Source organism: Gordonia malaquae NBRC 108250, assembly GCF_000344135.1.
GTDB classification, from domain to species: Bacteria; Actinomycetota; Actinomycetes; order Mycobacteriales; family Mycobacteriaceae; genus Gordonia; species Gordonia malaquae.
In genome coordinates this window covers 15,913-39,095 of sequence record NZ_BAOP01000021.1, presented here as the reverse complement: position 1 = coordinate 39,095, position 23,183 = coordinate 15,913, and the positions used below count along the sequence as shown (strand labels likewise).

Here is a 23,183-nt window from a genome sequence, read left to right as displayed (position 1 = left end):
ATGCTCGTTGGGCGACAAGTCGTACACAAGCACCTGGCAATGGGCCGTGCGCAGGGTATGTTCATGAACGGATAAGAATTCGTCTCCACAATGGAGATGAGAATCTGCGATTCATCAGCTGGAGGGAAACTCACACATGAGCGGATACTCGACGATCGTCGTCGGCACCGACGGATCGGAATCTTCGCTGAAGGCCGTCGAGCGTGCGGGCGCCATCGCCGGCGACGCAACCGTCGTCATCGCCTGCGCCTACTTCCTGAACGACGGCAAGGCTGCCAGCTCTGCGTCCGACACCCTGCGCGACGAGGCCTACCAGGTGATGGGCAGTTCGCCCACCGAGGAGATCCTCCGCACTGCGAAAGAGCGCGCAAAGGCCGCGGGCGCCGCGACCGTCGTGCAGCGCGCCGTTCAGGGCGCACCGGTCGACGCGCTCCTGCAACTCGTCGTCGACGTCCAGGCCGACCTTCTGGTCGTCGGCAACAAGGGCCTCAACTCGATCGCCGGACGCCTGCTCGGCTCGGTTCCGGCCGACGTCGCTCGCAAGGCGGCGTGCGACGTTCTGATCGTTCACACCACCTAGTTCAGACGCCCCACGAACTGTCGAGCCCCGCTCATCGGATAGTGTCCGGTGACCGGGGCTCGGTCGTCCGGCCGCTGGTCGGGTCCCACAGTCCGGCGGCGTTTCCGTCGTGAACATGCCGGCGGTAGACGTCCGTCTTCCACTCGATGACTTTCCTGGCTTGTTCGAGGGCGTGTATCTGCTGATCAACCCTGTGTCGCTGTGCGTCGAGCAGCGCGAGCCGCTCGGGCTCGTTCCCCGGTCCTTGTCGCACCAGCGCTGCGAATCGTTTCAGCTCCGCCAGCGGCATTCCGGATTCGCGGAGTCTGGTACATATCTGGAGCCAGTCGACGTCGACCTGCGTATAGCGGCGACGGCCGCCGGTGGTGCGTTCGATGGGGCCGACGAGCAACCCCTCGCGTTCGTAGAACCGCAGCGCATGGACGCTCATCTCGACCGAGGCCGCCACTTCGCCGATCGAGAACGTCGTTCCTTCGTCAGTGCCCACCATTCGCTCCCGTCCGACTTGACCTAGAGCCGACTCTAGGTCATAGCGTCACGCCCATGACGCTTGCAGACCAACACCCTCTCGGATCCGGATTCACCGTATCTTCGACAGCGGCCGACGTGCTCGCAGACCGCGACCTCACCGGTCAGACTGCTGTGGTCACGGGCGGATCCTCAGGACTCGGCCTCGAAACCTCACGGGCGCTCGCTCGCGCCGGCGCGCGGGTGATAGTGCCCGTTCGCAGCGAAGAGGTGGCACGAGGTCCCCTGAGCGGGATCGACGACGTTGTTCTCGTCGACGGCGTGGACCTCGCTGACCTCGGTGGCATCGCTGACGCAGCGGAGAGGATCAACTCCGTGACCGACCGAGTCGACATGCTGATCGCCGCCGCAGGTGTGATGGCCACGCCGCCCCGACCAGTGGGGCCGGGATGGGATTACCAGCTGGCCGTCAACCATCTCGGGCACTTCGCACTGACGGCCCGGCTGTTCCCGCTGCTGGCTCGCACCGGCGCGCGCGTCGTCGTGTATTCATCGGCCGGGCATCACGCGTCGGACATCCGGTGGGACGACCCGCATTTCCTGACAGGATATGACAGGTGGGCCGCATACGGGCAGTCGAAGACGGCGAACGTGCTGTTCGCAGTCTGGCTTGATCAGCTCGGCACAGACCATGGTGTCCGGGCGTTCGCACTGCATCCGGGCAAGATCATCACCGGTCTCCAGAGGCAGTCAGTTGCTGAGCAGGTCGAACTCGGGTGGATCGACACGGACGGCAACGTCGTCGGTTCCGACTTCAAAACGCCGAGCCAGGGGGCCGCTACGGGCGTGTGGGCGGCTACGTCGCCCCTCCTCGACGGACTCGGCGGGCTCTATCTCGAGGACTGTGACATCGCGTCCGTGGCGCGGGACGGCGGAACGATGGACGAGGGAGGCGTTCGGCCCTATGCGCTCGACTCCTCGAGTGCCGAACGGCTCTGGCAACTCACTTCGGCGCTGACGGCGACGAATCTTGCGCAGGGGGAGCGGGCATGTCGGCGAGGTCAGGCGGAAGCGCTCGTGAGTGCACCACGACGAGACGCTGGGTCGCGCGCGTGAGGGCCACGTACAGGTCGTTGTAGCCGCGGGGGGACTCACTGATCAGATCTGCGGGATCGACGAGGATCACCGTGTCGAACTCGAGTCCCTTGGCCGCAGTGATCGGATGCACCGTGACGTCGGCGCCCACGTCGGCGAGCGCGCCGCGCAGAGCGTCGGCTGTTCCGTCGGACGTGATGACTGTGGTGAGACCGGCCCAGTCCGACGTCACGACGAGCTCGGACACAGTGGACGCGACGTCGTCGGTCGCGATCGCCACCGGTTCGATCCCGTTCGAGCGCAACGATGTCGGTGGGGACTGGTCCGGGTTGATCCAGTCGAGCACGCGGTTCGCGTAGCGAGTGATCTCCGATGGTGTCCGGTAGTTGACGGTCAGTTCGTGCAGTCGCCACCGATTGGCGACGTACGGGGTGAACACCTCCGACCACGAGGTGGCGCCCGCGGCGTCACCCGTCTGGGCGGTGTCGCCGATGACCGTCATCCAGCGATTCGGTATCCGTCGCATCACCATTCGCCACGCCATCGACGACAGTTCCTGCGCTTCGTCGACGATGACGTGACCGAACGTCCACGTCCGATCCTCGTAGGCGCGTTCGGCGGTCGTCCGGCGTGCGGTGTGAACCTGTCGTTCGGCGAGTTGTTCGGCATCGATGAGGTCGTACGCCATGAGGATCTCCGGATCGAGGTCGTCCTCGAGGTCCTGCGGGGCTGATCCGGTCAGGATGTCGAGGGCGTCCTGCGCCTCGGACAACTGCTGTCGCCATCGCGCGCGGTTCACCCGATCGGCTTCGTCCGTCCGATATCCGATGAGTTCGGCGAGTTCGTCGAGCAGCGGGACGTCCGACGCGGACAGGTCCGCGTCCTCGCGGAGGGGACGGGCCTTGCGGTACAGCGCGTCACGCTCGGCGTCCGTCCAGCCCCGAGTCGACTTCCGGAGGAACGACGGGTCGTCGTACAGGTCGCGGAGCACACCCTGCGGCGTCAGCGTCGGCCAGAACTCGAGGAGCGTCGCCGTCACGTCCGGGTCTGCTTCGAGTTCGACGCGGATGTCGTCGAGGTCGCCCGCGGTCAACAGCTGCGACCCGTCGAGTTGGCTCGATCCGATGCGGCGGGCGTGAACGGCGGCGAGCCGGTCGAGTGCGGTGCGGAGGAAGGTCCGTTGGGCGAGGTTGTGCGCACGACGAGTCGACCGAGCATCGGCGCGAGCCGCTTTGACGATCTCGGCGTCGATCGGCAGGTCGTACCCGTCGAACCGGGTGGTGAGTCCGGCCGTGGGCAACGACTCGCGGGCCCGAACCGCGGCCCGGAGCACGTTCAGCATCCGCTGGTCGCCCTTGAGAGCCACGGCCTCGCGTGTGTCACGACCGCGGGCGCGGACGTCGGGGAACAGATCGGCGACAGTCGAGAGGAGCACTCCTGTCTCACCGAGTGACGGAAGCACCTGGCCGATATACTGCAGGAAGTCCTCGTTCGGACCGAGGATCAGGACACCACTCCGCGACAGCAGATCACGGTGGGTGTACAGGAGATAGGCCGCACGGTGCAGTGCGACGGCGGTCTTGCCGGTGCCGGGACCGCCCTGCACCACCACGACGCCGCGATGCGTGGAGCGGATGATCTCGTCCTGCTCACGTTGAATCGTCTCGACGATGTCGGTCATCTCGCCGGTCCGCGCGGCGTTCAGAGCGTCGACCAGCGCCGACTCGTTGACGACGTTCGCACCGGAGACGTCATGCGAGGAATCGGAGTCGACGATCTCGCCGGAGATCAGATTCTCGTCGGACACGCTGCGGACCGCGCGGGATCGCGTCCGGATGTGGCGTCGACGTTCCACGTCCTCGGGAGTCGCCGGTGTTGCGAGGTAGAACGGACGCGACAGGGGCGCACGCCAGTCGAGCAGCAGGGTGGTGTCTCGGTCGTCGTCGTCGAGGATGCCGATGCGTCCGATGCGCCGGACCTCCTCGGTGTCGTCGATCATGTCGAGTCGCCCGAAGTACAGATTGTGCTCGGCTGCGTCGATCTTGGTGAGTTCGTCCGTGTACATGCGCTCGTACGATTCGCGCTCGGACAAGGCCTGCGGTGTCCCCGCGGATTCACGCAGCGTCTCGCTCAGGCGACGGCGGGTGGTCGCGCGCATGCGGTCGAGGCGCGCGTAGACCGCGTCGAGGTGAATCTGCTCGTCTGGCAGGCGGGGATCAGGCGTTTCGGCTGTCACAGTCGTTCCATATTACCGGCGGATCGCCGCCGGTGGCGGGCTCAGAACGTGGTGCCCGTCACCGGCGTGGCCACCGGCTCACGCGGTCAGCGTGCGAGCGATCGTCGCCATCGGCGCGCGGTGTCCGCGGCCTCGGGTGCATGCTGGGCGACTTCGCCGGCCCACTGCTCTGCGCGATGGCGGGTCGCGTCCAACACCTCGGGCGCTCGGTCCGCGACGGTGTGCGCCAACTCCTCGGCGCGGGACTTGGCCGAGGCGGCCAGCGTTGACGCGTTCGCCGCGATCTTGTCGGTCGGCACACGATCGGCGGCCTGATGCGCCCAGTGCTCCGCCTTGTTCACCGATGCCGTGAACGTGTCCTGCCCCGACTCTCCGGGCAGGGCCTCGACGATCGACTCGCGAGCGTCGACCAACCGGCGCCGTCCGCGCCAACCCAACGAAGGGCGTCCCTCGGTGTCCGCGGACGCGATCAGCACGCCACCGAGAAGACCGAGGTTCTTCACGAACGCCGACTGCTTGGCGCTCCGGACCGCCGGGTCGTTCTCGTTCCAGAAATCGCTGGCGAAGACGGTGGTCGGGACAAGGGTCCCGGCGAGCACGGTGGACGCGATACGCGGCGCCTTGCCGAAAGCCAGCGCGAGTCCGGCGCCGACCTGCACGGCGCCTGCCACGCGAATGACGGTCTCGGTGTCGGCGGGGACGTTCTCCAGAAGTGGTTCAGCTGTTCGCGCTGGACCGCCAGGGGCTGTGACGGCGTCGATTCCGGACGCGATGAAAGCCGTTCCGAGCAGCGGACGTGCGATTCGTCGAAGGATCATGGCGTATGCCTTTCGTCTCGTCGAGCGGTGTGGAACGGCGCGCGTCGGTTCTGGATCGAAGACGCCGTCCCTCTCGACGGTACCCATTTCGCCGCCGCGGTAAACGTGACCCACGGCGGCCGATCGCTCCTACCAGCCGCGCTCGCGCCATTCCGGAATGGAAGGACGCTCGGCGGCGAGAGTGGTGTCCTTGCCGTGGCCCGGATAAACGTCGGCGTCGTCGAATCGGCCGAAGAGCTTGGTCTCGACGTCGCCGAGGAGCACCTCGAAATCGCCCGGCTGCCACGTCTTGCCGACACCGCCGGGAAACAAGGAATCGCCGGTGAACAGGTGCGCACGACCGGACTTCTCGGTGAGCACCAGCGTGACCGAGCCCGGGGTGTGGCCGCGGATGCCGATCACCTCCAACGTCAGCTCGCCGACGTCGATCGTGTCTCCGTCGGAGAGACGACGATCAGGGGTGATGGGCAGATCACCAGCGTCGTCATGGCCGATCGCGTGCGGGACGTCGAGCCCGTCGCGCACCTCGATGAGAGCCTGCCAGTGGTCGAAGTGCCCGTGCGTGGTGACGATCTGACGCACGGTGCCCGCCTCCTGGTCGGTGAGCGTCAGCAGCACACCCGCGTCGTTTGCGGCATCGATGAGCAGAGCCTCGCCGGTGGCGGTGTCGGTGACGAGGTAGGAGTTGTTGTCCATCGGACCGACCGACACCTTGACGATCGTCGCGTTGTCGAGTGTCCGGCGTTGTGCGAGATTCTGCTGCTCGCCGTCGGACGAGACGGCGCCGGTGTAGTCGTCGGAGACTGTGATCTGCTGCGTCATGGCTCCACCGTAGCTGTCGCCTCAGACACAGTCCGATGCGCGCTCGACCGGAATTGTCAGAGGGTCCGCGTACTGTGGTCGACCGGGGAAGATAGTCGTGCAATGTGAGGAAAACTAGTGGTTGATCGGCTCATCGTTCGTGGCGCGCGCGAGCACAATCTGCGGGGGATCGACGTCGATCTGCCGCGCGACTCGCTGATCGTCTTCACCGGCCTGTCGGGGTCGGGCAAGTCGTCGTTGGCGTTCGACACGATCTTCGCCGAAGGCCAACGACGATACGTCGAATCGCTGTCGGCGTACGCGCGGCAGTTCCTCGGTCAGATGGACAAGCCGGACGTCGACTTCATCGAAGGTCTCTCGCCTGCAGTGTCGATCGACCAGAAATCGACCAACCGCAACCCGCGGTCGACGGTCGGCACGATCACCGAGGTCTACGACTACCTGCGGTTGCTGTACGCGCGAGCAGGCACCGCCCACTGCCCGGTGTGCGGCGAGAAGATCGCTCGTCAGACGCCGCAGCAGATCGTCGATCAGATCCTCGCGATGGACGAGGGCACACGCTTCCAGGTCCTCGCGCCCGTCGTCCGCACACGCAAGGGCGAGTTCGTCGATCTGTTCACGGATCTGCAGACACAGGGTTTCGCCCGCGCACGCATCGACGGTGTCGTCCACCAGCTCGCTGATCCGCCGAAGCTGAAGAAGCAGGAGAAGCACGATGTCGACGTGGTCGTCGACCGACTCGTCGTGAAGCCGTCGGCGAAACAGCGACTCACCGACTCGATCGAGACTGCTCTGCGCGTCGCCGACGGGATCGTCGTTCTCGACTTCGTCGACCTCGATGAGAACGACGCCGACCGCGAGCGCCGCTTCTCCGAGAAGATGGCCTGCCCGAACGCTCATCCCATCGCCATCGACGATCTCGAACCTCGGTCGTTCTCGTTCAACTCGCCCTTCGGCGCATGCCCGGAGTGCGACGGTCTCGGTGTTCAGAAGGAGGTCGACGAGAGCCTCGTCGTCCCCGACCCGGACACCACGCTCAGAGACGGCGCGATCGCACCCTGGTCGAGTGGGCACAACGCGAGCTACTTCCTCCGACTCGTCGAAGGACTCGGCGACCAGATGGGCTTCGACGTCGACACACCGTGGAACAAACTGCCGCGCAACGCACGCAAGGCGTTGCTCAACGGCTCGGACCATCAGGTGCACGTCAAGTTCAAGAACCGGTACGGGCGCACGCGCTCGTACTACACCGAGTTCGAGGGCGTCATGGCGTTCCTGTCACGCCGAGCCGACACGACCGAGTCCGAGCAGATGAAGGACAGGTACGAGGGCTACATGCGCGACGTGCCCTGCGGTGCGTGCTCGGGTACCCGATTGCGTCCTGAGATCCTCGCCGTCACGCTCGATCACCCCGTCCACGGACCGAAGTCGATCGCCGACGTCACCGCTCTGTCGGTCGCCGAATGTGCCGACTACCTCGACGGGCTCGCACTCGGGGAACGTGAGGCCGCGATCGCCGGCCGAGTCCTCAAAGAGGTCCAAGCACGCATCCGCTTCCTGCTCGACGTCGGACTCGAGTACTTGTCGCTGTCTCGGGCCGCGGGCTCGCTGTCCGGTGGCGAGGCCCAGCGCATCCGCCTGGCCACTCAGATCGGCGCAGGTCTGGCCGGTGTGCTCTACGTGCTCGATGAGCCTTCGATCGGCCTCCACCAGCGAGACAACCGCAGGCTTATCGACACCCTCGTCCGACTCCGCGACCTCGGAAACACTCTGATCGTCGTCGAACACGACGAGGACACGATCCGGGCCGCCGACTGGATCGTCGACATCGGCCCGCGCGCGGGGGAGCACGGTGGTCGTGTGGTGCACAGCGGCGACTACCAGGGGCTGCTCGACAATCGGGAGTCGTTGACCGGCGCATATCTGTCGGGCCGCGAAGCGCTCGAGGTTCCGGCGATCCGACGGCCCGTCGACAAGAAGCGTCAGCTGACGGTCGTCGGCGCCCGCGAGAACAACCTCGACGGCATCGACGTGTCTTTCCCGCTCGGCGTCCTGACAGCGGTCACCGGTGTGTCCGGTTCGGGCAAGTCGACGCTCGTGAACGACATCCTCGCGACCGTTCTGGCGAACAAGCTGAACGGCGCCCGGCAGGTTCCGGGGCATCACACTCGGATCAAGGGCGTCGAACAGCTCGACAAGCTCGTTCAGGTCGATCAGTCGCCGATCGGCCGCACTCCGCGGTCGAACCCGGCCACGTACACCGGCGTCTTCGACAAGGTCCGCACGCTGTTCGCCGCGACCACCGAGGCCAAGGTGCGCGGCTACCAGCCCGGTCGGTTCTCCTTCAACGTCAAGGGCGGACGCTGCGAGGCGTGCATGGGTGAAGGCACCATCAAGATCGAGATGAACTTCCTGCCCGACGTGTACGTTCCGTGCGAGGTCTGTCACGGCGCCCGCTACAACCGCGAGACGCTCGAAGTGCACTACAAGGGCAAGACGATCGCCGAGGTCCTCGACATGCCGATCGACGAGGCCGCCGACTTCTTCGAGCCGGTCACGTCTATCCACCGGTACCTCAAGACGCTGGTCGACGTCGGCCTCGGTTACGTCCGGCTCGGCCAGCCTGCGCCGACCCTGTCCGGTGGCGAGGCTCAGCGTGTGAAGCTGGCCGCCGAACTGCAGAAGCGGTCGACGGGGCGGACGATCTACATCCTCGACGAACCGACCACCGGCCTGCACTTCGAAGACATCCGGAAGCTGCTCCTGGTGATCAACGGACTCGTCGACAAAGGCAACACGGTCATCGTCATCGAGCACAATCTCGATGTCATCAAGACCGCGGACTGGATTGTCGACATGGGACCCGAGGGCGGCAGCGGTGGTGGCACCGTCGTCGCCCAGGGCACGCCGGAGGACGTGGCAGCTGTCGCGGCGTCGCACACGGGTGGATTCATCGCCGACCTCCTGCCCGCAGTCGAAGAGGTCGGCTGATCGGACCTCAGATCCTGCGGACCGGGGCTAGCCTGGCTGCATGATCAGGAGCGTCTCGAAGCTGCTCGCGGCGAGCATCGTGGCACTGCTCGCTGCGGGCCTTGTCGGTGCCCCCGCTCAAGCGGTTCCGGTCGCGTACAACTTTCTCGACGGCATCCGGGCCGAGTTGACCAACCCGGGTGGGAGTCTTCCAGGGACCAACGACTACTCGTGCCGTCCGAGCCCCCGTCACCCCCGCCCGGTGATGCTGCTGCATGGCAGCGGGGGAGGTCGTCAGACGAACTGGGCGAGCATCGCCGCGGTCCTGACACGTGAGGGATACTGCGTCTACGCGCCGACCTACGGGAAACTGTCGACGGCGTGGCCTGCGTCGGCACTCGGTGGCCTCGGCCCGAAGCCGGACAGTGCATGGGATGTGAAAATGTTCGCCGATGAGGTCCTGACCAGGACCGGTGCGACGCAACTCGACATCGTCGGACACTCGCTCGGCACCGAGATGGGCGTCTATTGGATGAAGTACCTCGGTGGGCGAGGGCGGGTCGCCCACTACGTCTCCCTCGCGCCCTACTGGCGACAGGGACCCGATGAAGACGACGCTCGAGGGGAGATGATCGCCGACTTCCGCGCACGCCTCGGCATTCCGGAGCAGACGAGACCGGCATGCTCGGAGTGCACGCCGCCGCCTGCGGACCTGAACTTCAACCGTGCCGTCCGACTGCCGACGCCCTATCTCCCGGGGGTTCGCTACACCAACATCGTGACCCGCGACGACGAGATGGTGACGCCGTACACCGCCGGACTGCTCCCCGGACCAGCCGGTACACACGTCACGAACATCGTCGTCCAGGACGGATGTGCAAAAGACAGGTCGGACCACATGTCGATTACTTCGAACCGGCGGAGTGCAGCCATCGTGCTGAACGCACTCGACCCGGCGCATCCCCGTCCGGTGCCGTGCGTGCCCGTCGCACCGATCACCGGCGGTTGATCACGACCCGCTGGTCACAAGCCGAGAGACTTCCGCATCTCGTCGAGCTTCTTCTTCGCAGCTTCGTCACGCTTGGCCATCGCCTCATCGAGCTCGGCCGCTTCGCGACTCATCTCGGAGAGCTCCTGGCTGCCGATCGCCGTGGTGGTCCGCTTCTCGATCTTGTCTCGGACATGGTCGAACGTCGGAACACCCGCCTCGGTGTAGCCGGTGACGTCGGAGAACGACGGTGCGGTAACCGTCGGAGTGAAGTCGGGCGAGCCGACCGGTTCGACGATCTCCGCGTCGATCGGTTCCAGATCGTCGTCACCTGTGGTCATGGGACCAGCGTAGTCCGACCGCCGCGCCGCCGATCCGAACGCTCAGCCTTTGACCGGGCCGGTGTACTTCTCGCCGGGACCCTCGCCGGGAGCGTCGGGGTACGACGACGCCTCGCGGAACGCGAGCTGCAGGGCCTTGAGTCCGTCCTGGATCGGCTTGCGATGGAGACCGAGATCCATCGATGCCGCCGTCACGAGGCCTGCGAGTGCGGTGATCAGGGCACGTGCTTCCGGGAGGTCCTTGTGCTCCTCCTCGCCACCCGCGTCCGGGCCGATCTTCTCGGCCGCAGCGCTCATCAGCATGATCGCTGCACGGGTCGTCACCTCGACCGCGGGAATGGTCGCGAGCTCGCGGACGTTGACGTCTTCGGCTCCTCCTGGAGCGACGTGCGTATGCGCGTCGTCAGAGGAGGGCTGGCCGGTCGAATAGGAGTTAGCGCTCACGCCTGTTAGACTTTCACAGCATGACCGCTCCGGCTAACCCCGGGGTAGCAAGAGGATGTTCGAGGTCCCACCGTACGACACGCGCCTTCGGGTGAGGAGTTGTCCGGTTCCGGTCACACCGTCGCGAGACGACGGAGCAGCGAGATGATACTTCGTCTCGGTTGGCTCCGCGCGTGGCGAGTGTTTTTCGGTCTCGATGTCTCCTGCTGCCAGTATTTTCTGGCCGGCCACGTGAGTACACATTTATCGAGGAGGCCACATCAGCACTGAAACCCGCATCAACGAGCGCATCCGCGTTCCCGAGGTCCGTCTTGTCGGTCCCGGGGGAGAGCAGGTGGGCATCGTGCGTGTTGAAGATGCGCTCCGCCTGGCTTACGAAGCCGACCTGGACCTGGTCGAGGTGGCGCCTGACGCTCGCCCGCCCGTGTGCAAGATCATGGACTACGGCAAGTTTAAGTACGAGGCAGCGCAGAAGCAGCGCGAATCGCGCCGTAATCAGCAGATGACCGTCATCAAGGAGCAGAAGCTCCGCCCGAAGATCGACGACCACGACTACGAGACCAAGAAGGGTCACGTCGTCCGGTTCCTCGAGGCGGGTTCCAAGGTGAAGGTCACCATCATGTTCCGCGGCCGCGAGCAGTCCCGCCCCGAACTGGGCTTCCGACTGCTGCAGCGCCTGGGCAACGACGTCGCCGAGTACGGCTTCGTCGAGACCTCGGCGAAGCAGGACGGCCGCAACATGACGATGGTCCTCGCCCCGCACAAGGGCGCGAAGACCCGGGTCAAGGCCCAGCAGACCGCCGAATAGGCCGCAGCACCACATCCGCACCAGTGGATTCCACACGAGCACCGCGAGGGCGGTGCCGGTGGAGTTCGCCCGAATTAAGGAAAACCATGCCGAAGAGCAAGACCCACAAGGGCACCGCGAAGCGTTTCAAGGTGACCGGCAGCGGCAAGATCGTCCGCGAGAAGGCAGGCAAGCGCCACCTTCTGGAGCACAAGTCGTCGCGTGTCACCCGTCGTATGAGCGGTACCGAGGTCGTCAGCGAGAACGACGCCCCGCGCATCAAGCGACTGCTCAACCGCTGATCTTCCCCTGACGACTAAGACGTAAAAGGATTACTGACTAATGGCACGTGTGAAAAGGGCCGTCAACGCCCAGAAGAAGCGCCGCTCCGTTCTGGAGGCATCGAAGGGCTACCGCGGACAGCGGTCGCGCCTCTACCGCAAGGCCAAGGAGCAGCAGCTCCACTCGCTGACCTACGCCTACCGCGACCGCAAGGCTCGCAAGGGCGACTTCCGCAAGCTGTGGATCACCCGCATCAACGCGGCTGCCCGCGCCAACGACATCACCTACAACCGCTTCATCCAGGGCCTCAAGCTGGCTGAGGTCGAGGTGGACCGCAAGGTGCTCGCCGATATCGCCGTCACCGACCCGGCAGCCTTCACCGGCCTCGTCGAGATTGCTCGCGCAGCACTGCCTGCCGACGTCAACGCTCCGGTTGCCTGATCATCTGAGCAGACGCGAGATATGAACTCGTATCGACCCGCGATGGACGTTCTCTCCGAACGTTCGTCGCGGGTCGTCTCTTTGGTCAAGTATCGACGGGCCTCGGCGCGCAAAGCCGAGGGGAGATTCCTCGTCGAAGGATTCAACTCGGTCGACGCCGCCTTGTCGACGGGCCGGGTCCTGTCTGTTCTGGTACGCGACTCCGACTCCCACAAGCACGTCGGGCTTGTCGACCGAGTGCTCGAAGCGGACATTCCGTTGTACTGGTTGTCGGACAAGGCCGCCGACAGGCTGTCCGAGACGACGACCGCGCCCGGTGTGTTCGCCGAGTGCACACTCGTCACGACCGACCTCGACGACGTGCTCGCCGGCGACCCGACCCTGCTTGTCGTGGCCGTTGAGCCGCGCGAGCCCGGCAACGTCGGCACGCTCACTCGGTGCGCTGACGCGATGGGCGCCGACGCCGTGCTGCTGCTCGGCGACACCGTCGACCCGCACAATGCCAAGGCGGTTCGTGCTTCAGCGGGCAGCATCTTCCATATCCCGGTGGTCCGCGAGGTGAACGTGCAGCGTGCTCTCGAAGCCGTCCGTCGACGCGGGATCGTCACTCTCGCCACCACGATGGACGGCGAGTTGTCGTTGGACGATGCTGCGTCCGTCCTCGCCGGACCACACGCCTGGTTGTTCGGCAACGAAGCGCACGGACTTCCTGCAGAACTCCTCGCGGGCGCCGATCACCGTCTGTCCATTCCGATTCGCGGTCGTGCGGAGAGTTTGAACCTCGCTGCCGCAAGCGCGATCTGCCTGTACGCCAGCGCACGAGCCCAGGGTTCGTAGAACACTATGAAATAGGTTCGGCTAACCTAATGCGATGACCGTGACCAAGGCCGTCGCCGAACCGCTGCAGCGGACCGCGTCGCGCACCGCGATCGGATTTGTGCTCGGCCTGATCGCGCTCACCGGCGGCCTCGTGGTCTCGGTGCTCTTCGGTTCGGGTGAGCACCTGTCTGTCGGTGACGCGTGGACCTCCCTGTGGGCGTCGGCCGATCAACTCGCGTCGTCGACCGGGTTGACTCGAGCCAACGACATCGTGTTCTCCCAGCGCATCCCCCGTACCGTTCTCGGGCTCCTCGTCGGGCTGGCACTGGGTGCGGCAGGCGCTCTCGTTCAGGGCCACACCAGAAACCCGCTCGCCGATCCGGGGATGCTCGGCGTCAACGGGGGAGCGAGCCTTGGCGTTGTCGTCGGCGTCTTCGCCTTCGGCGTCGCATCCCCGTGGGCCTACATGTGGTTCGGCATGGCGGGCGCCCTGATCGCTGCGGCCGCGGTGTTCGCGTTCGCAGTCGGCGGGGGAGCCGGTTCGCCGCTCACACTCATTCTGTCCGGTGCGGGCATGTCGGCGTTCCTCGTGGCGGTGACCTCAGCGATCGTGCTGTCCGATGTGCGCTCGCTCGACGCGTGGAGGTACTGGAACGTCGGCGCCACCGGCGGACGGGACTGGGACGTCGTCGGCGCGGCCGCACCGTTCATCGTCGTCGGCCTGGTCGTCGCCTTCGCAGGCGGTTACTTCCTCAACATCCTCGCGCTCGGCGATTCGGTTGCGAAATCCCTCGGGTCGCGCGTCGGATGGATCCGATTCTCCGGCGTCGCCGCGGTCGCGGTCCTCGCAGGCGCTGCGACCGCAGCCTGTGGGCCGATCGCCTTTCTCGGACTGGTGGTCCCACATGTCGCGCGCGTGTTCACCGGACCCGATTACCGCCTGATGGTGCCGTTCTCGGCGGTGCTCGGTGCGTGTCTCCTCCTCTACTGCGATGTGATCGGCCGCGTCCTGGGCAGCCCGGGGGAGATCTCCGTGGCGGTTGTGCTCGCGGCGGTGGGAGCGCCCGTGTTCATCGCGATCATTCGTCGGAAGAAGCTGGTGACCCTGTGACCGCAACCCTCGACGTGGGCCACCGGCCCCTGAGGCGCAACGTGATCCGCGCCGGACTGGTGAGCGTCATCGTGCGACCGCGTGCTGTGGTCGTCGGGCTGGTGCTCGCAGCATCGGTGGCCGCACTCGGATTCGGACTGCTGTACATCGAGACGCTGCCCCCGGACGTGGTCACGAAGGCGCTGTTCGGCGGTGGCGGACGTCTTCCTCGTCAGGCGATCGTCGACGGACAGCTCCCGATCGTCCTGCTCGGCGCGTTCGCCGGCGCCGGGCTCGCCGTGGCCGGTGCGAACATGCAGACCGTGGCACGCAATCCGCTGGCCACGCCAGACATGCTCGGCATCACAGCAGGGGCGTCGACGATGGTGGTGTTGGCCATCGCCTTCGCAGGGTCGTGGGGCGCCTGGTTCGACGGCATCGGTGTTCCCGGCGCCGCCCTCGTCGGTGCGGCGGGGACCGCGCTGGCCATGTACGCGCTCGCGTGGAAGAACGGGTTGGAGACGACACGCCTGGTGCTCGTCGGCGTGGCCGCCACCTGGTTCTTCACTGCGCTCACCAGCTACCTGCTGACGCGCGCACAAGTCTGGGAGGTTGAAGAGGCGCAACGGTGGATCGTCGGATCCCTGTCGGGGGCGTCCTGGGACACCCTGACGCCGGTGCTGGTCGTGGTGCCGATCGGCATCGTCGCCTCGCTGCTGCTGCGCGCACGCCTGGCGGCCATCAGCATGGGTGAGGACCTCGCCCGGTCGTTCGGTACCCGACCCGCCCTCACAACAGGCGTCACGATGGCGATCGGCGTTGTGGTCGCCGGAGTCGCGGTGTCGGGTGTGGGGCCGATAGCGTTTGTCGCGCTCCTCGCGCCTCAGATCGCGCTGCGCGTGGCGGGCGGGACGGTGCCAGGGCCGTTGACCAGTGGTCTCTGCGGCGCACTGCTCGTTCTGCTCAGTGAACTCCTCTGCCGAACGGTGCTGCCCAGCAGCATTCCCGTCGGGGTCGTGACCGCCGGAGTGGGCGGGCCCGTGCTCGTCGCATCACTCGTGATCGCCAAGATGAAGGGACGTCTGTGACCACCACCAACCCGATCCTGTCGGCACATGGACTGTCGGTCGGCTACAACGGCGACATCGTCGTCGCGGACCTCGACGTGGACATCGCCGCGGGCGAGGTCACCACGATCATCGGCCCCAACGGATGCGGCAAGTCGACACTGCTCCGGACCCTGTCGAAGCTGCTGACTCCCGCCGCAGGACACGTCCGCCTCGATGGTGTCGACCTGGCCTCGCTGCGGCCGCGAGACATCGCCCGACGGCTCGCCATGCTGCCGCAGAATCCGATCGCGCCGTCTGGCCTCTCCGTTCTCGACCTCGTCTCCCGCGGGCGGTCCCCGTACCAATCGTGGTACCGCCAGTGGAGCTCCGACGACGAGGAAGCGGTGTCGCGCGCCATGCGCCTCACCTCGATTCTCGACCTCGCGGATCGTCCGGTCGAGGATCTGTCCGGTGGTCAGCGACAACGAGCATGGATCGCGATGACGCTCGCGCAGGACACCGACCTCGTGTTGCTGGACGAGCCGACGACCTACCTCGACCTGGCGCACGCGGTCGACGTCCTCGACCTCGTCGACGAACTTCGTGACGATCACGGAAAGACCGTGGTCATGGTGTTGCACGATCTCAATCTGGCGGCGCGGTCGAGCGATCACCTCATCGTGATGCGCGACGGCGTCGTACTGACGCGAGGAACCCCGGCCGAGGTGCTGACCGTCGAGGTGCTGCGTGACGCCTTCGGCCTGTCCGCGCAGGTGTTGACCGATCCGGAGACCGGTGGACCGCTCGTGGTCCCCACCGTCGCGTCCGCGCGTCGACGTAAGGGCACCCTTCTCAGCAAGCCGTCAGTCTGATATAAGGTTAGGCTCACTTACTTCGTCGGTTGGATGGAGTGCATGAGCAAGGAGTCTGGAACCACATGAAGGTCAGCATCACCACACGGCGCGTCCTCGCCGCCTTCGCCGCGGCGACCGCAGTCGTCGCCGTCAGCGCCTGCGGGTCGACGGACGACACCGCCTCCGACGGCGCATCCGGCTCGGTCCAGGTCCAGACCGCCAACGGTCCGGTCACGATCAACGGCACACCGGAGAAGATCGTCACCATCGGCTCACAGTGGACCGAGACCGTCGTCGCGCTCGGCCAGCAGCCCGTCGCCTACTACGACGCGGTGAAGGCGACCACCGGAACCGTCGCGCCGTGGCTTGCGGGCAAGGTCGGCGACGGCCGGGAGATCGACGTGAAGAAGGACATCGTCACCCAGATCGCAGACCTCGATCCCGACGTCATCTTCACCCAGGGAAGCATCACCGATGCGCCGACCCTCAAGAAGCTGCAGGACACCGGCGTGCCAGTGATCGCAGCCGTCGGCAAGCAGCAGGTCGACTCCTGGCAGGACCTGCTGGCCGCCGCAGGCACGGCGCTCGGAAAGACCGACGAAGCAGCCGAGGTCAAGACGTCGATCGACGACAAGATCGCGTCGATCAAGAAGGAGAACCCGAAGCTCGCCGGCAAGACCTACTCGTTCGCGGCGTTCCAGTCTCCGACGATGATCACTCTGCTCGCCGACAACAACGACGGTGCAGCGGCACTGTTCACCGAACTCGGTCTGTCCTTCCCTCAAGCGCAGCTTGATCGCGCCAAGGCAGAGGGCACGCCGCGTTTCCAGGTCAGCCCGGAGAACGTCCAGATCCTGGACTCCGACCTGCTGGTCATCGCCGCGGTGTCGGACGAACTGAAGAACACCCTGCAGAACCTTCCGTCGTACAAGTCGCTCACCTCGGTGCGCAACGGCGCGGTCGCCTGGACGTCGTATGTCGACATCTTCGGCCTCAACACGCCGTCGGCGCTCTCGATCCCGGCGCTGCTCGACAAGCTGAACCCGGCTTTCGCCGCGGTCAAGTAAGAACCGACACAGCGCTGAGAAGACCCCCTGCACAACGGCGTGCAGGGGGTCTTCTCGTGTTGCTGCGCTCAGCCGAGCGTGATCTCCAACGGCGTGGTCTGCTCGCTCGTGGAGACGTCCGGGCGACCGAGCTGATTGTCACGGTTGAGTCCCCAGCAATAGCGCTTGTCGTCGCTGATCGCACATGTCATGCTCCAGCTGGTGACCACCTGGCGCACATCGCCGAGCCCCGTCACCTCAGTAGGTGCGGACACGTTGGACGTGCCTCCCGTGCCGAGCTGGCCACGACTGTTGTTGCCCCAGCACTTGGCGGCGCCGTCGATCACGGCGCATGTGCTCGCAACGTCGGTCGTCACGTTGGACGCGCCCGAGATGTCCGCGACCTTCTTCGGGCTGGTCGAATCAGTGGTCCCGCCGTCGCCCAGCTGGCCGTAGGAATTGTCGCCCCAGCAGTAGACGTCGCCGCCCGCCACCGCGCACGTGTTCGCGAACGGAGTTCCGTCATCGGTTCCTGTGCCGACCGAGACCGCGGTGACGTCCGACAGCGCGGTCACCTTGGTCGGGGACTGACGAGTTGTCGTCGTGCCGTCGCCGATCTGCCCGTGGTCGTTGTCGCCCCAGCAGAACAGTGAACCGCTCGCCACCGCACACGTGGTGCTGAGATTGGTCGCGATGGCGGTGGCGCCGGAGACGCCGCTGACCTTCGTCGGAGCTTTGACACCCGCGGTGCCGGGGCCGGTGCCGAGTCGGCCGTCGATGTTGAATCCCCAGCAGAACACGTCGCCGTCGGAGATCGCGCACGTGTTTCCGTCGGATGTGGCGATGCCGGTGACCACTCCGAGTCCGGGCACCTTGGTGGGAGTCGACCGGTCGGTGCTTCCGCCGTCGCCGATCTGATCGAGCAGTCCGGCGCCCCAGCAGTAGCCTGCGCCCGCGGAGACCGCGCAGGCCGTGCCGCGGAAGTCGCCGTCGAGCGAGTAACCGCCGACCGAGACAGCGGTGACATCAGTCAGTCCGGCCACCTTCGCCGGCGTCGAACGACGGCTCTCCGAGCCGTCGCCGAGCTGCCCCTGCTCATTGTCGCCCCAACAGTACAGTTCCTTCTTCTCGTCGACGACACATGTCGTTCCGCTCGCGCTGGCGAGCAGTGGTGCGATCAACGCCTCGCGTGCCGGTGCGTCGGACGACGGCCACCACAGAGGCGAGGTTCCCGCGACCGCGACGATCAGCACGGCGACCACTGCCAGGCCGATGAACAGGCCCTTCTTCGACTTCTTCGGCGCTGCGCCGAATGCGCCGTACGGTTGTTGCCCGAACTGACCTGACTGCGGCTGGAACTGGGCACCCGGCTGGAACTGCGGGCCCGACACGTGCGGGGGAGCACCCTGGAACTGCGGCCCCGACTGATACTGCGGTCCGGACTGATACTGCGGCCCGGACGGATACTGGGGTCCTGATGGGAACGGTGGCGCCTGGGGGCCCGAGGGGTGCGAACCGCCGGAAGACTGCGGAATCGGGCTGAACGCGGCCGAACCGGACGGTGCGCCGAATCCGCCCTGCGGGGTGGGCGCGACCGTGGTCTGTGTGCCGGAACTCGTCGTGCTCAACGCCCGATTGAACTCCGCTGCGAACGTGCTGCAGTCAGGAAACCGCTCGGCCGGGTTCTTCGCCATTCCGCGTTGCAGGACCGCTCCGACCGCGGCCAGGTCTGGCCGGAGGGCTCCCAAGTGCGGCGCAGGCTGCTGGACGTGCGCCATCATCAATGCGGTCGCGTTGTCGGCGGCGAACGGCGGGTTGCCCGCGAGCATCTGGTACGTCGCGCACGCCAGCGAGTACTGGTCGGCCGCGGGCCCGGCGGTCTGGCCCCCGATCACCTCGGGTGCGGTGTACGTCATCGTGCCGACGATCGAGTTCATCGCGGTGAGCTGGGGAGAGTTCGCCAGCTTCGCGATTCCGAAGTCGAGGACGACGGCGCGGCGAATCGCACCGTCCTTGTCACGGGTCACGACGATGTTCGCGGGTTTGATGTCGCGGTGCACCACATGATGCTGGTGGGCGTAGTCGAGAGCGTCGCCGACCTGGCGCAGCACGTTTCCGACCTCGGCGGGCGTCAATCGAGTGGACGCCAGGTCGGGGCCTTCGAGGTACGACATCGTATACCAGGGCGACTCGTCGGTGATGCCGTGGTTGTGGATCGTGATGATGCTCGGATGGTCCAACGACGCCGCCGTACGGGCCTCGTTGGTGAACCGCTGCTGGAAGTCGGGATTCGACGCGCCGGCCACCGAGATGACCTTCATCGCCTCTCGACGCTGCAGTTGGTCGTTCTCGACGAGGTACACCTCGCCCATGCCGCCCGAACCGAGCAGTGAGACGACTGTGTATCCGGCGATCTTGCTACCCGGTTGCGCTGGCACGTCGAGATCCTTTCGAGGGGCGGACGTGAATTTTGTACAGCCTAGACCGTGGACGTGGTGCGGGTCGTTCGACTGAGGGATGCCGAGCCGGACGCCGCCCTTGCGGACCGGGCATGCGGGTCAGAACGTGATCTTGACTGGATTCGTGGCCCGCTCGCCAGCGGACTCGCCGAGCTGCTTCGCATTGTTGGTGCCCCAGCAGTAGGCGCCGGCTTCGCCGAGAGAACACGTTGTGCTCGACCCGACTGCCACAGACGTCACTTCCTGACCGGGGATCTTGGTCGGCGTCTTCACGGTTTCCGTCGTTCCGTTTCCGACCTGGCCGAAACGGTTATTGCCCCAGCAGAACATCGCATTGGCATTGTCCGTCACACACACTGTGCCGACGTCGGTGCTGACTGACCGGGCGTCGTCGACGCTGGAGACCAGCGCAGGCGTCGACTGCTGCGACGTTTGTATGCCGTTGCCCCAGCAGTAGAGCTTTTCATCGGCGATCGCGCAGGTGTCGACAACGACGCGTTTGTCAGTGGTACTGAATCCAAGTGCGACCGATGTCACGTTCTGCAGGCCGGAGACTTTCACAGGTGTCGATCGCTGTGCAGTGGTGCCGTCCCCGAGTTGGCCGGTGCTGTTCGAGCCCCCAACAGTGCAGTTCTTCATTCATGGTGACAGCGCACGCAGTCCCGCCGTTCATTCGGACCGCGCGCACCTCGCTCAACCCCGGCACCTTTGTCGGGGCGAGAACCTGTTTGTCAGTCGAGCCGTTCCCGATCTGGCCGTTGGCGCCATAACCCCAGCAGTAGACTTCTCCGCCGGATACCGCGCACGTGGCGCCGAAACCGTTGGCGACCGACGTGACGTCCGTGAGGTTCGCGATCTTGGTCGGGGTGGTGTGGGGTGATGTGTCGGCCGATCCGTTGCCGATCTGTCCGTTTCCGTTGGCGCCCCAGCAGTGGAGCTCGCGGTCGGCGATCGCACACGTCGTGGTGACATATGCGCTGTTGTCGCCGACGAAACCCCCGACGGTCACTCCTGTGACATTGCTGAGCTGGGCGATTTTGGTCGGCGTCGACCTACTGGTTGTCGTGCCGTCGCCGAGTTGCCCTGTGCTGTTGTCGCCCCAGCAGTACAGCTCGCCATCTTTGATGGCGCACACGGTGCCGAACCCTGCGGAGATCTGCTGATTGTCCGTGGGGGCGGCCGGCCCAGCGTCGGACGACGGCCACCAGAGCGGAGATGTCCCGGCGACCGCCAGTATCGCGACGACGGCGGCGGCGAGGCCGATCCACAGCCCTCGCCTGCTCTCCGGCCTCGGTTGTGTGAACTGCGGTCCGAACGGCAGGCCCGGCTGTGAGGGGTTGGACGCCTGCGGGTTCGACAGGTACTGCGGGTGCGGCACCGCAGCAGAGCCACTGGGGTGATTCGGGGCCGGGTGGAAGGACTGCGGTGACGGGGTCGTGGGTTGTGAGGGAGCAGCGTGCCCCGGTGCTGCGTGAACCCCGGCGACTGTGCCCGACACCGTCTCCGCGAGGGCGCGTCGGAGTTCGGCGGCGAACGTCGCACAGTCCGGGTAACGGGCGGCGGGGTTCTTCGCCATGGCGCGCTCGATGACGGGTCCGAGTGGCGCGAGATCGGGCCGCGACTGGCCGAGCGGGGGCGGGGGCTGTTGAACGTGGGCCATCATCAACGCGGTGGCCGTCTCGGCCCGGAAGGGCGCATGGCCCGACAGCACGTCGAACACTGAGCACGCGAGTGAGTACTGGTCGGATCTTCCGGTCGCAGGCTGGCCGGAGATGATCTCCGGGGCCGTGTACGCCATGGTGCCGACGACGGAGTTCATCGCCGTGAGCTGCGGTGAATCGGACAGCTTGGCGATTCCGAAGTCGAGGACCACCGCGCGAGCCAACCGGCCCTGACCATCGCGGGTGACGACGATGTTGGCGGGCTTGACGTCGCGGTGCACCACGTCGCGTCCGTGCGCGTAGTCGAGTGCCGACGCGACCTGCGTGATCGCGTCAATGGTCTCGGCAGGTGTCAATCGTGTCGCCGAGAGATCCGGGCCGTCGAGGTAGCTCATCGTGAACCACGGCAGCCCCGTGGTCGCCGCCGAATCGGGTGTGCTGACACCGTAGCTGTGCACCGTGATGATGCTCGGGTGGTCCAGGGAGGCGGCGGTCCTCGCCTCGTTCGCGAAGCGCTCCTGGAACTCGGGGTTCGACGCGCCGGCGACGGAGATCACCTTCATCGCCTCGCGGCGTTGCAGCTGGGGGTTCTCGACGACGTAGACGTCTCCCATGCCGCCGGAGCCGAGCAGCGAGACGATCCGGTAGCCGGCAATGGTGGTACCAGGTTGGGCAGGCACGCGAGAAATCCCCCTCGGTCGATTCAGAACGAGTCGACCTTATCGCGTGAGATGTACGACTCCGTGACGATGTCGTTCGGATACGCGACGTGTCGCCGGGTCGACCGTGTCGGGGCGTCATCGCACGGTCGACTACCCTGAAAGGGTCCTTTTCCACCCCAGGTGTAGGAGATGCGAGCCAGGTGGCCGACGTCAGTACCCCAAGCGAAGCCAATGAGTTCCCGACCGAGCAGCAGCTCGTGTCGGTCGTCGACGAGGCGCGCGCAGCGTTCGCCGCAGCGGCCGACCTCGACCAGCTCGCAACCGCGAAGATCGCCCACGTCGGCGACAAGTCGCCGATCGCCCTCGCGCGTCGTGCTCTCGGCTCGATCCCGAAGAGTGAACGCGCTGAGGCGGGCAAGCTCGTCAACGTGTTCCGGGCGCAAGTCGCCTCAGCCCTGGACGAGCGGACCGCCGTGCTGACGGCCGAACGGGACGCGGCTGTCCTGGTGGCCGAGTCGATCGACGTCACGCTTCCCGCAGATCGCCGCCGGACCGGCGCGCGTCACCCGATCACGGTGATCGCCGAGCAGGTCGCCGACGTGTTCGTCGGCATGGGCTGGGAGATCGCCGAAGGTCCCGAGGTGGAGACTGAGCACTACAACTTCGACGCGCTCAACTTCCTGCCGGACCACCCGGCCCGGTCGATGCAGGACACGTTCTACATCGCGCCCGAGGGCTCGCGTCAGGTGCTGCGGACCCACACCTCTCCGGTGCAGGTCCGATCCATGCTGAACCGTGACGTGCCGATCTACGTGGCGTGCCCCGGCCGCACCTTCCGCACCGACGAACTCGATGCGACGCACACGCCGGTGTTCCACCAGATCGAGGGTCTGGCCGTCGACAAGGGGCTCACCATGGCCAATCTGCGCGGCACGCTCGAGGTGTTCGCGAAGGCGTTGTTCGGCCCGGACACCACCACCCGCATGCGCGCCAGCTACTTCCCGTTCACCGAGCCGTCCGCCGAAGTGGACGTCTGGTTCCCCGCCAAGAAGGGCGGACCCGGCTGGGTGGAGTGGGGCGGCTGCGGAATGGTCAACCCGAACGTGCTGCGGGCCAACGGAATCGACCCCGACGTCTATTCGGGCTTTGCGTTCGGAATGGGTCTGGAACGCACCTTGCAGTTCCGCAACGACCTGCCCGACATGCGCGACATGGTGGAGGGCGACGTGCGCTTCACCGTCCCGTTCGGCCCCGCCTTCTAAGACCCGTTC

At 66.1% G+C, this 23,183-nt stretch carries 21 protein-coding genes and 1 pseudogene; 13 read left to right on the top strand and 9 right to left on the bottom strand.

Translation table 11 applies throughout. The features are described from left to right. Positions 1-136 precede the first annotated feature (136 nt). Positions 137-580 (top strand): universal stress protein, encoded by a 444-nt coding sequence (locus GM1_RS14475; RefSeq protein ID WP_008379976.1) that lies wholly within the window; start codon positions 137-139, stop codon positions 578-580. A gap of 31 nt (positions 581-611) precedes the next feature. Here GM1_RS14475 and GM1_RS14470 read toward each other — a convergent pair whose 3' ends face one another. Beyond that, the gene (locus GM1_RS14470) at positions 612-1,070 is read right to left on the bottom strand and encodes a MerR family transcriptional regulator (RefSeq protein WP_008379974.1); all 459 of its coding nucleotides are present in this window, start codon (positions 1,068-1,070) and stop codon (positions 612-614) included. Positions 1,071-1,123: 53 nt separating this feature from the next. On the opposite strand from GM1_RS14470, the gene GM1_RS14465 reads away from it, so the two are divergent. Next, a complete protein-coding gene (locus tag GM1_RS14465) occupies positions 1,124-2,164 on the top strand; it encodes an oxidoreductase (RefSeq protein ID WP_008379973.1) in 1,041 nt (346 codons plus the stop codon). Here the strand turns inward: GM1_RS14465 and GM1_RS14460 are convergent. The 3 genes from GM1_RS14460 to GM1_RS14450 form a co-directional block, all read right to left on the bottom strand. Next, complete coding sequence (locus GM1_RS14460; protein WP_008379970.1) at positions 2,052-4,379, bottom strand: HelD family protein; 2,328 nt, start codon at positions 4,377-4,379, stop codon at positions 2,052-2,054. The two genes, GM1_RS14465 and GM1_RS14460, sit on opposite strands and share 113 nt — an antisense overlap. An 86-nt stretch (positions 4,380-4,465) precedes the next feature. Beyond that, positions 4,466-5,197 (bottom strand): DoxX family protein, encoded by a 732-nt coding sequence (locus GM1_RS21620; protein WP_008379968.1) that lies wholly within the window; start codon positions 5,195-5,197, stop codon positions 4,466-4,468. Between the two features lie 129 nt (positions 5,198-5,326). Further along, positions 5,327-6,019 (bottom strand): MBL fold metallo-hydrolase, encoded by a 693-nt coding sequence (locus GM1_RS14450; protein ID WP_008379966.1) that lies wholly within the window; start codon positions 6,017-6,019, stop codon positions 5,327-5,329. A gap of 117 nt (positions 6,020-6,136) precedes the next feature. Here GM1_RS14450 and uvrA point away from each other — a divergent pair, with 117 nt between their 5' ends. Together uvrA and GM1_RS14440 are read left to right on the top strand one after the other, a co-directional pair. Beyond that, positions 6,137-9,010 (top strand): excinuclease ABC subunit UvrA, encoded by a 2,874-nt coding sequence (gene uvrA / locus GM1_RS14445; protein ID WP_008379965.1) that lies wholly within the window; start codon positions 6,137-6,139, stop codon positions 9,008-9,010. A gap of 40 nt (positions 9,011-9,050) precedes the next feature. After that, the gene (locus GM1_RS14440; RefSeq protein WP_008379963.1) at positions 9,051-9,998 is read left to right on the top strand and encodes an esterase/lipase family protein; all 948 of its coding nucleotides are present in this window, start codon (positions 9,051-9,053) and stop codon (positions 9,996-9,998) included. 14 nt (positions 9,999-10,012) lie between these two features. Here GM1_RS14440 and GM1_RS14435 read toward each other — a convergent pair whose 3' ends face one another. Then, on the bottom strand, positions 10,013-10,318 hold the full coding sequence (locus GM1_RS14435) for a hypothetical protein (protein WP_008379962.1): 306 nt from the start codon (positions 10,316-10,318) through the stop codon (positions 10,013-10,015). A gap of 42 nt (positions 10,319-10,360) precedes the next feature. Then, positions 10,361-10,762: a DUF1844 domain-containing protein gene (locus GM1_RS14430; RefSeq protein ID WP_008379960.1), complete on the bottom strand. Its 402-nt coding sequence runs from the start codon at positions 10,760-10,762 to the stop codon at positions 10,361-10,363. A 241-nt stretch (positions 10,763-11,003) separates the two neighbouring features. On the opposite strand from GM1_RS14430, the gene infC reads away from it, so the two are divergent. The 8 genes from infC to GM1_RS14390 all read left to right on the top strand — a co-directional run bounded on the left by infC (position 11,004) and on the right by GM1_RS14390 (position 17,151). Continuing rightward, positions 11,004-11,570 carry a translation initiation factor IF-3 gene (infC, locus tag GM1_RS14425; protein ID WP_075051990.1) on the top strand — a complete coding sequence of 189 codons (567 nt, stop codon included), beginning with the start codon at positions 11,004-11,006 and terminating at the stop codon, positions 11,568-11,570. 86 nt (positions 11,571-11,656) lie between these two features. Next, positions 11,657-11,851, top strand: a complete 195-nt coding sequence (rpmI, locus tag GM1_RS14420) for a 50S ribosomal protein L35 (RefSeq protein ID WP_008379957.1) — start codon at positions 11,657-11,659, stop codon at positions 11,849-11,851. Positions 11,852-11,891: 40 nt separating this feature from the next. Continuing rightward, complete coding sequence (gene rplT, locus GM1_RS14415) at positions 11,892-12,272, top strand: 50S ribosomal protein L20 (protein ID WP_008379955.1); 381 nt, start codon at positions 11,892-11,894, stop codon at positions 12,270-12,272. A 42-nt stretch (positions 12,273-12,314) separates the two neighbouring features. Next, positions 12,315-13,109 carry a TrmH family RNA methyltransferase gene (locus GM1_RS14410; RefSeq protein ID WP_157436035.1) on the top strand — a complete coding sequence of 265 codons (795 nt, stop codon included), beginning with the start codon at positions 12,315-12,317 and terminating at the stop codon, positions 13,107-13,109. 34 nt (positions 13,110-13,143) lie between these two features. Then, positions 13,144-14,202: a FecCD family ABC transporter permease gene (locus tag GM1_RS14405; RefSeq protein WP_008379951.1), complete on the top strand. Its 1,059-nt coding sequence runs from the start codon at positions 13,144-13,146 to the stop codon at positions 14,200-14,202. Next, the gene (locus GM1_RS14400; protein ID WP_008379950.1) at positions 14,199-15,269 is read left to right on the top strand and encodes a FecCD family ABC transporter permease; all 1,071 of its coding nucleotides are present in this window, start codon (positions 14,199-14,201) and stop codon (positions 15,267-15,269) included. The genes GM1_RS14405 and GM1_RS14400 overlap by 4 nt, the downstream gene beginning before the upstream one ends. After that, positions 15,266-16,102: an ABC transporter ATP-binding protein gene (locus GM1_RS14395; protein WP_008379948.1), complete on the top strand. Its 837-nt coding sequence runs from the start codon at positions 15,266-15,268 to the stop codon at positions 16,100-16,102. Before GM1_RS14400 ends, GM1_RS14395 begins: the two co-directional genes overlap by 4 nt. A 65-nt stretch (positions 16,103-16,167) precedes the next feature. Beyond that, complete coding sequence (locus GM1_RS14390; RefSeq protein ID WP_008379947.1) at positions 16,168-17,151, top strand: ABC transporter substrate-binding protein; 984 nt, start codon at positions 16,168-16,170, stop codon at positions 17,149-17,151. 68 nt (positions 17,152-17,219) lie between these two features. Here the strand turns inward: GM1_RS14390 and GM1_RS14385 are convergent, their stop codons facing one another. The 3 genes and pseudogenes from GM1_RS14385 to GM1_RS14380 form a co-directional block, all read right to left on the bottom strand. After that, positions 17,220-19,568: a protein kinase domain-containing protein gene (locus GM1_RS14385; protein ID WP_008379945.1), complete on the bottom strand. Its 2,349-nt coding sequence runs from the start codon at positions 19,566-19,568 to the stop codon at positions 17,220-17,222. 120 nt (positions 19,569-19,688) lie between these two features. Then, a pseudogene (locus tag GM1_RS22960) lies at positions 19,689-20,159 on the bottom strand (RCC1 domain-containing protein); the annotation flags it as partial. Beyond that, positions 20,092-21,930, bottom strand: a complete 1,839-nt coding sequence (locus GM1_RS14380; RefSeq protein ID WP_008379941.1) for a protein kinase domain-containing protein — start codon at positions 21,928-21,930, stop codon at positions 20,092-20,094. The gene GM1_RS14380 and the pseudogene GM1_RS22960, both read right to left, overlap by 68 nt. Before the next feature lie 239 nt (positions 21,931-22,169). Between GM1_RS14380 and pheS the strand changes: the two genes are divergently transcribed. After that, the gene (pheS, locus tag GM1_RS14375; protein WP_223291441.1) at positions 22,170-23,174 is read left to right on the top strand and encodes a phenylalanine--tRNA ligase subunit alpha; all 1,005 of its coding nucleotides are present in this window, start codon (positions 22,170-22,172) and stop codon (positions 23,172-23,174) included. The last annotated feature ends 9 nt before the right edge of the window (positions 23,175-23,183 follow it).

What these genes read in the sequence shown, in the direction of transcription:
- rplT (WP_008379955.1), top strand. Translation starts at nt 11,892, where the DNA reads ATGGCACGTGTGAAAAGGGCCGTCAACGCCCAGAAGAAGCGCCGCTCC.
- GM1_RS14435 (WP_008379962.1), bottom strand. Translation starts at nt 10,318, where the DNA reads ATGACCACAGGTGACGACGATCTGGAACCGATCGACGCGGAGATCGTC.
- GM1_RS14450 (WP_008379966.1), bottom strand. Translation starts at nt 6,019, where the DNA reads ATGACGCAGCAGATCACAGTCTCCGACGACTACACCGGCGCCGTCTCG.
- GM1_RS14470 (WP_008379974.1), bottom strand. Translation starts at nt 1,070, where the DNA reads ATGGTGGGCACTGACGAAGGAACGACGTTCTCGATCGGCGAAGTGGCG.
- GM1_RS14465 (WP_008379973.1), top strand. Translation starts at nt 1,124, where the DNA reads ATGACGCTTGCAGACCAACACCCTCTCGGATCCGGATTCACCGTATCT.
- rpmI (WP_008379957.1), top strand. Translation starts at nt 11,657, where the DNA reads ATGCCGAAGAGCAAGACCCACAAGGGCACCGCGAAGCGTTTCAAGGTG.
- GM1_RS14390 (WP_008379947.1), top strand. Translation starts at nt 16,168, where the DNA reads ATGAAGGTCAGCATCACCACACGGCGCGTCCTCGCCGCCTTCGCCGCG.
- GM1_RS21620 (WP_008379968.1), bottom strand. Translation starts at nt 5,197, where the DNA reads ATGATCCTTCGACGAATCGCACGTCCGCTGCTCGGAACGGCTTTCATC.
- GM1_RS14410 (WP_157436035.1), top strand. Translation starts at nt 12,315, where the DNA reads ATGGACGTTCTCTCCGAACGTTCGTCGCGGGTCGTCTCTTTGGTCAAG.
- GM1_RS14405 (WP_008379951.1), top strand. Translation starts at nt 13,144, where the DNA reads ATGACCGTGACCAAGGCCGTCGCCGAACCGCTGCAGCGGACCGCGTCG.
- GM1_RS14475 (WP_008379976.1), top strand. Translation starts at nt 137, where the DNA reads ATGAGCGGATACTCGACGATCGTCGTCGGCACCGACGGATCGGAATCT.
- GM1_RS14440 (WP_008379963.1), top strand. Translation starts at nt 9,051, where the DNA reads ATGATCAGGAGCGTCTCGAAGCTGCTCGCGGCGAGCATCGTGGCACTG.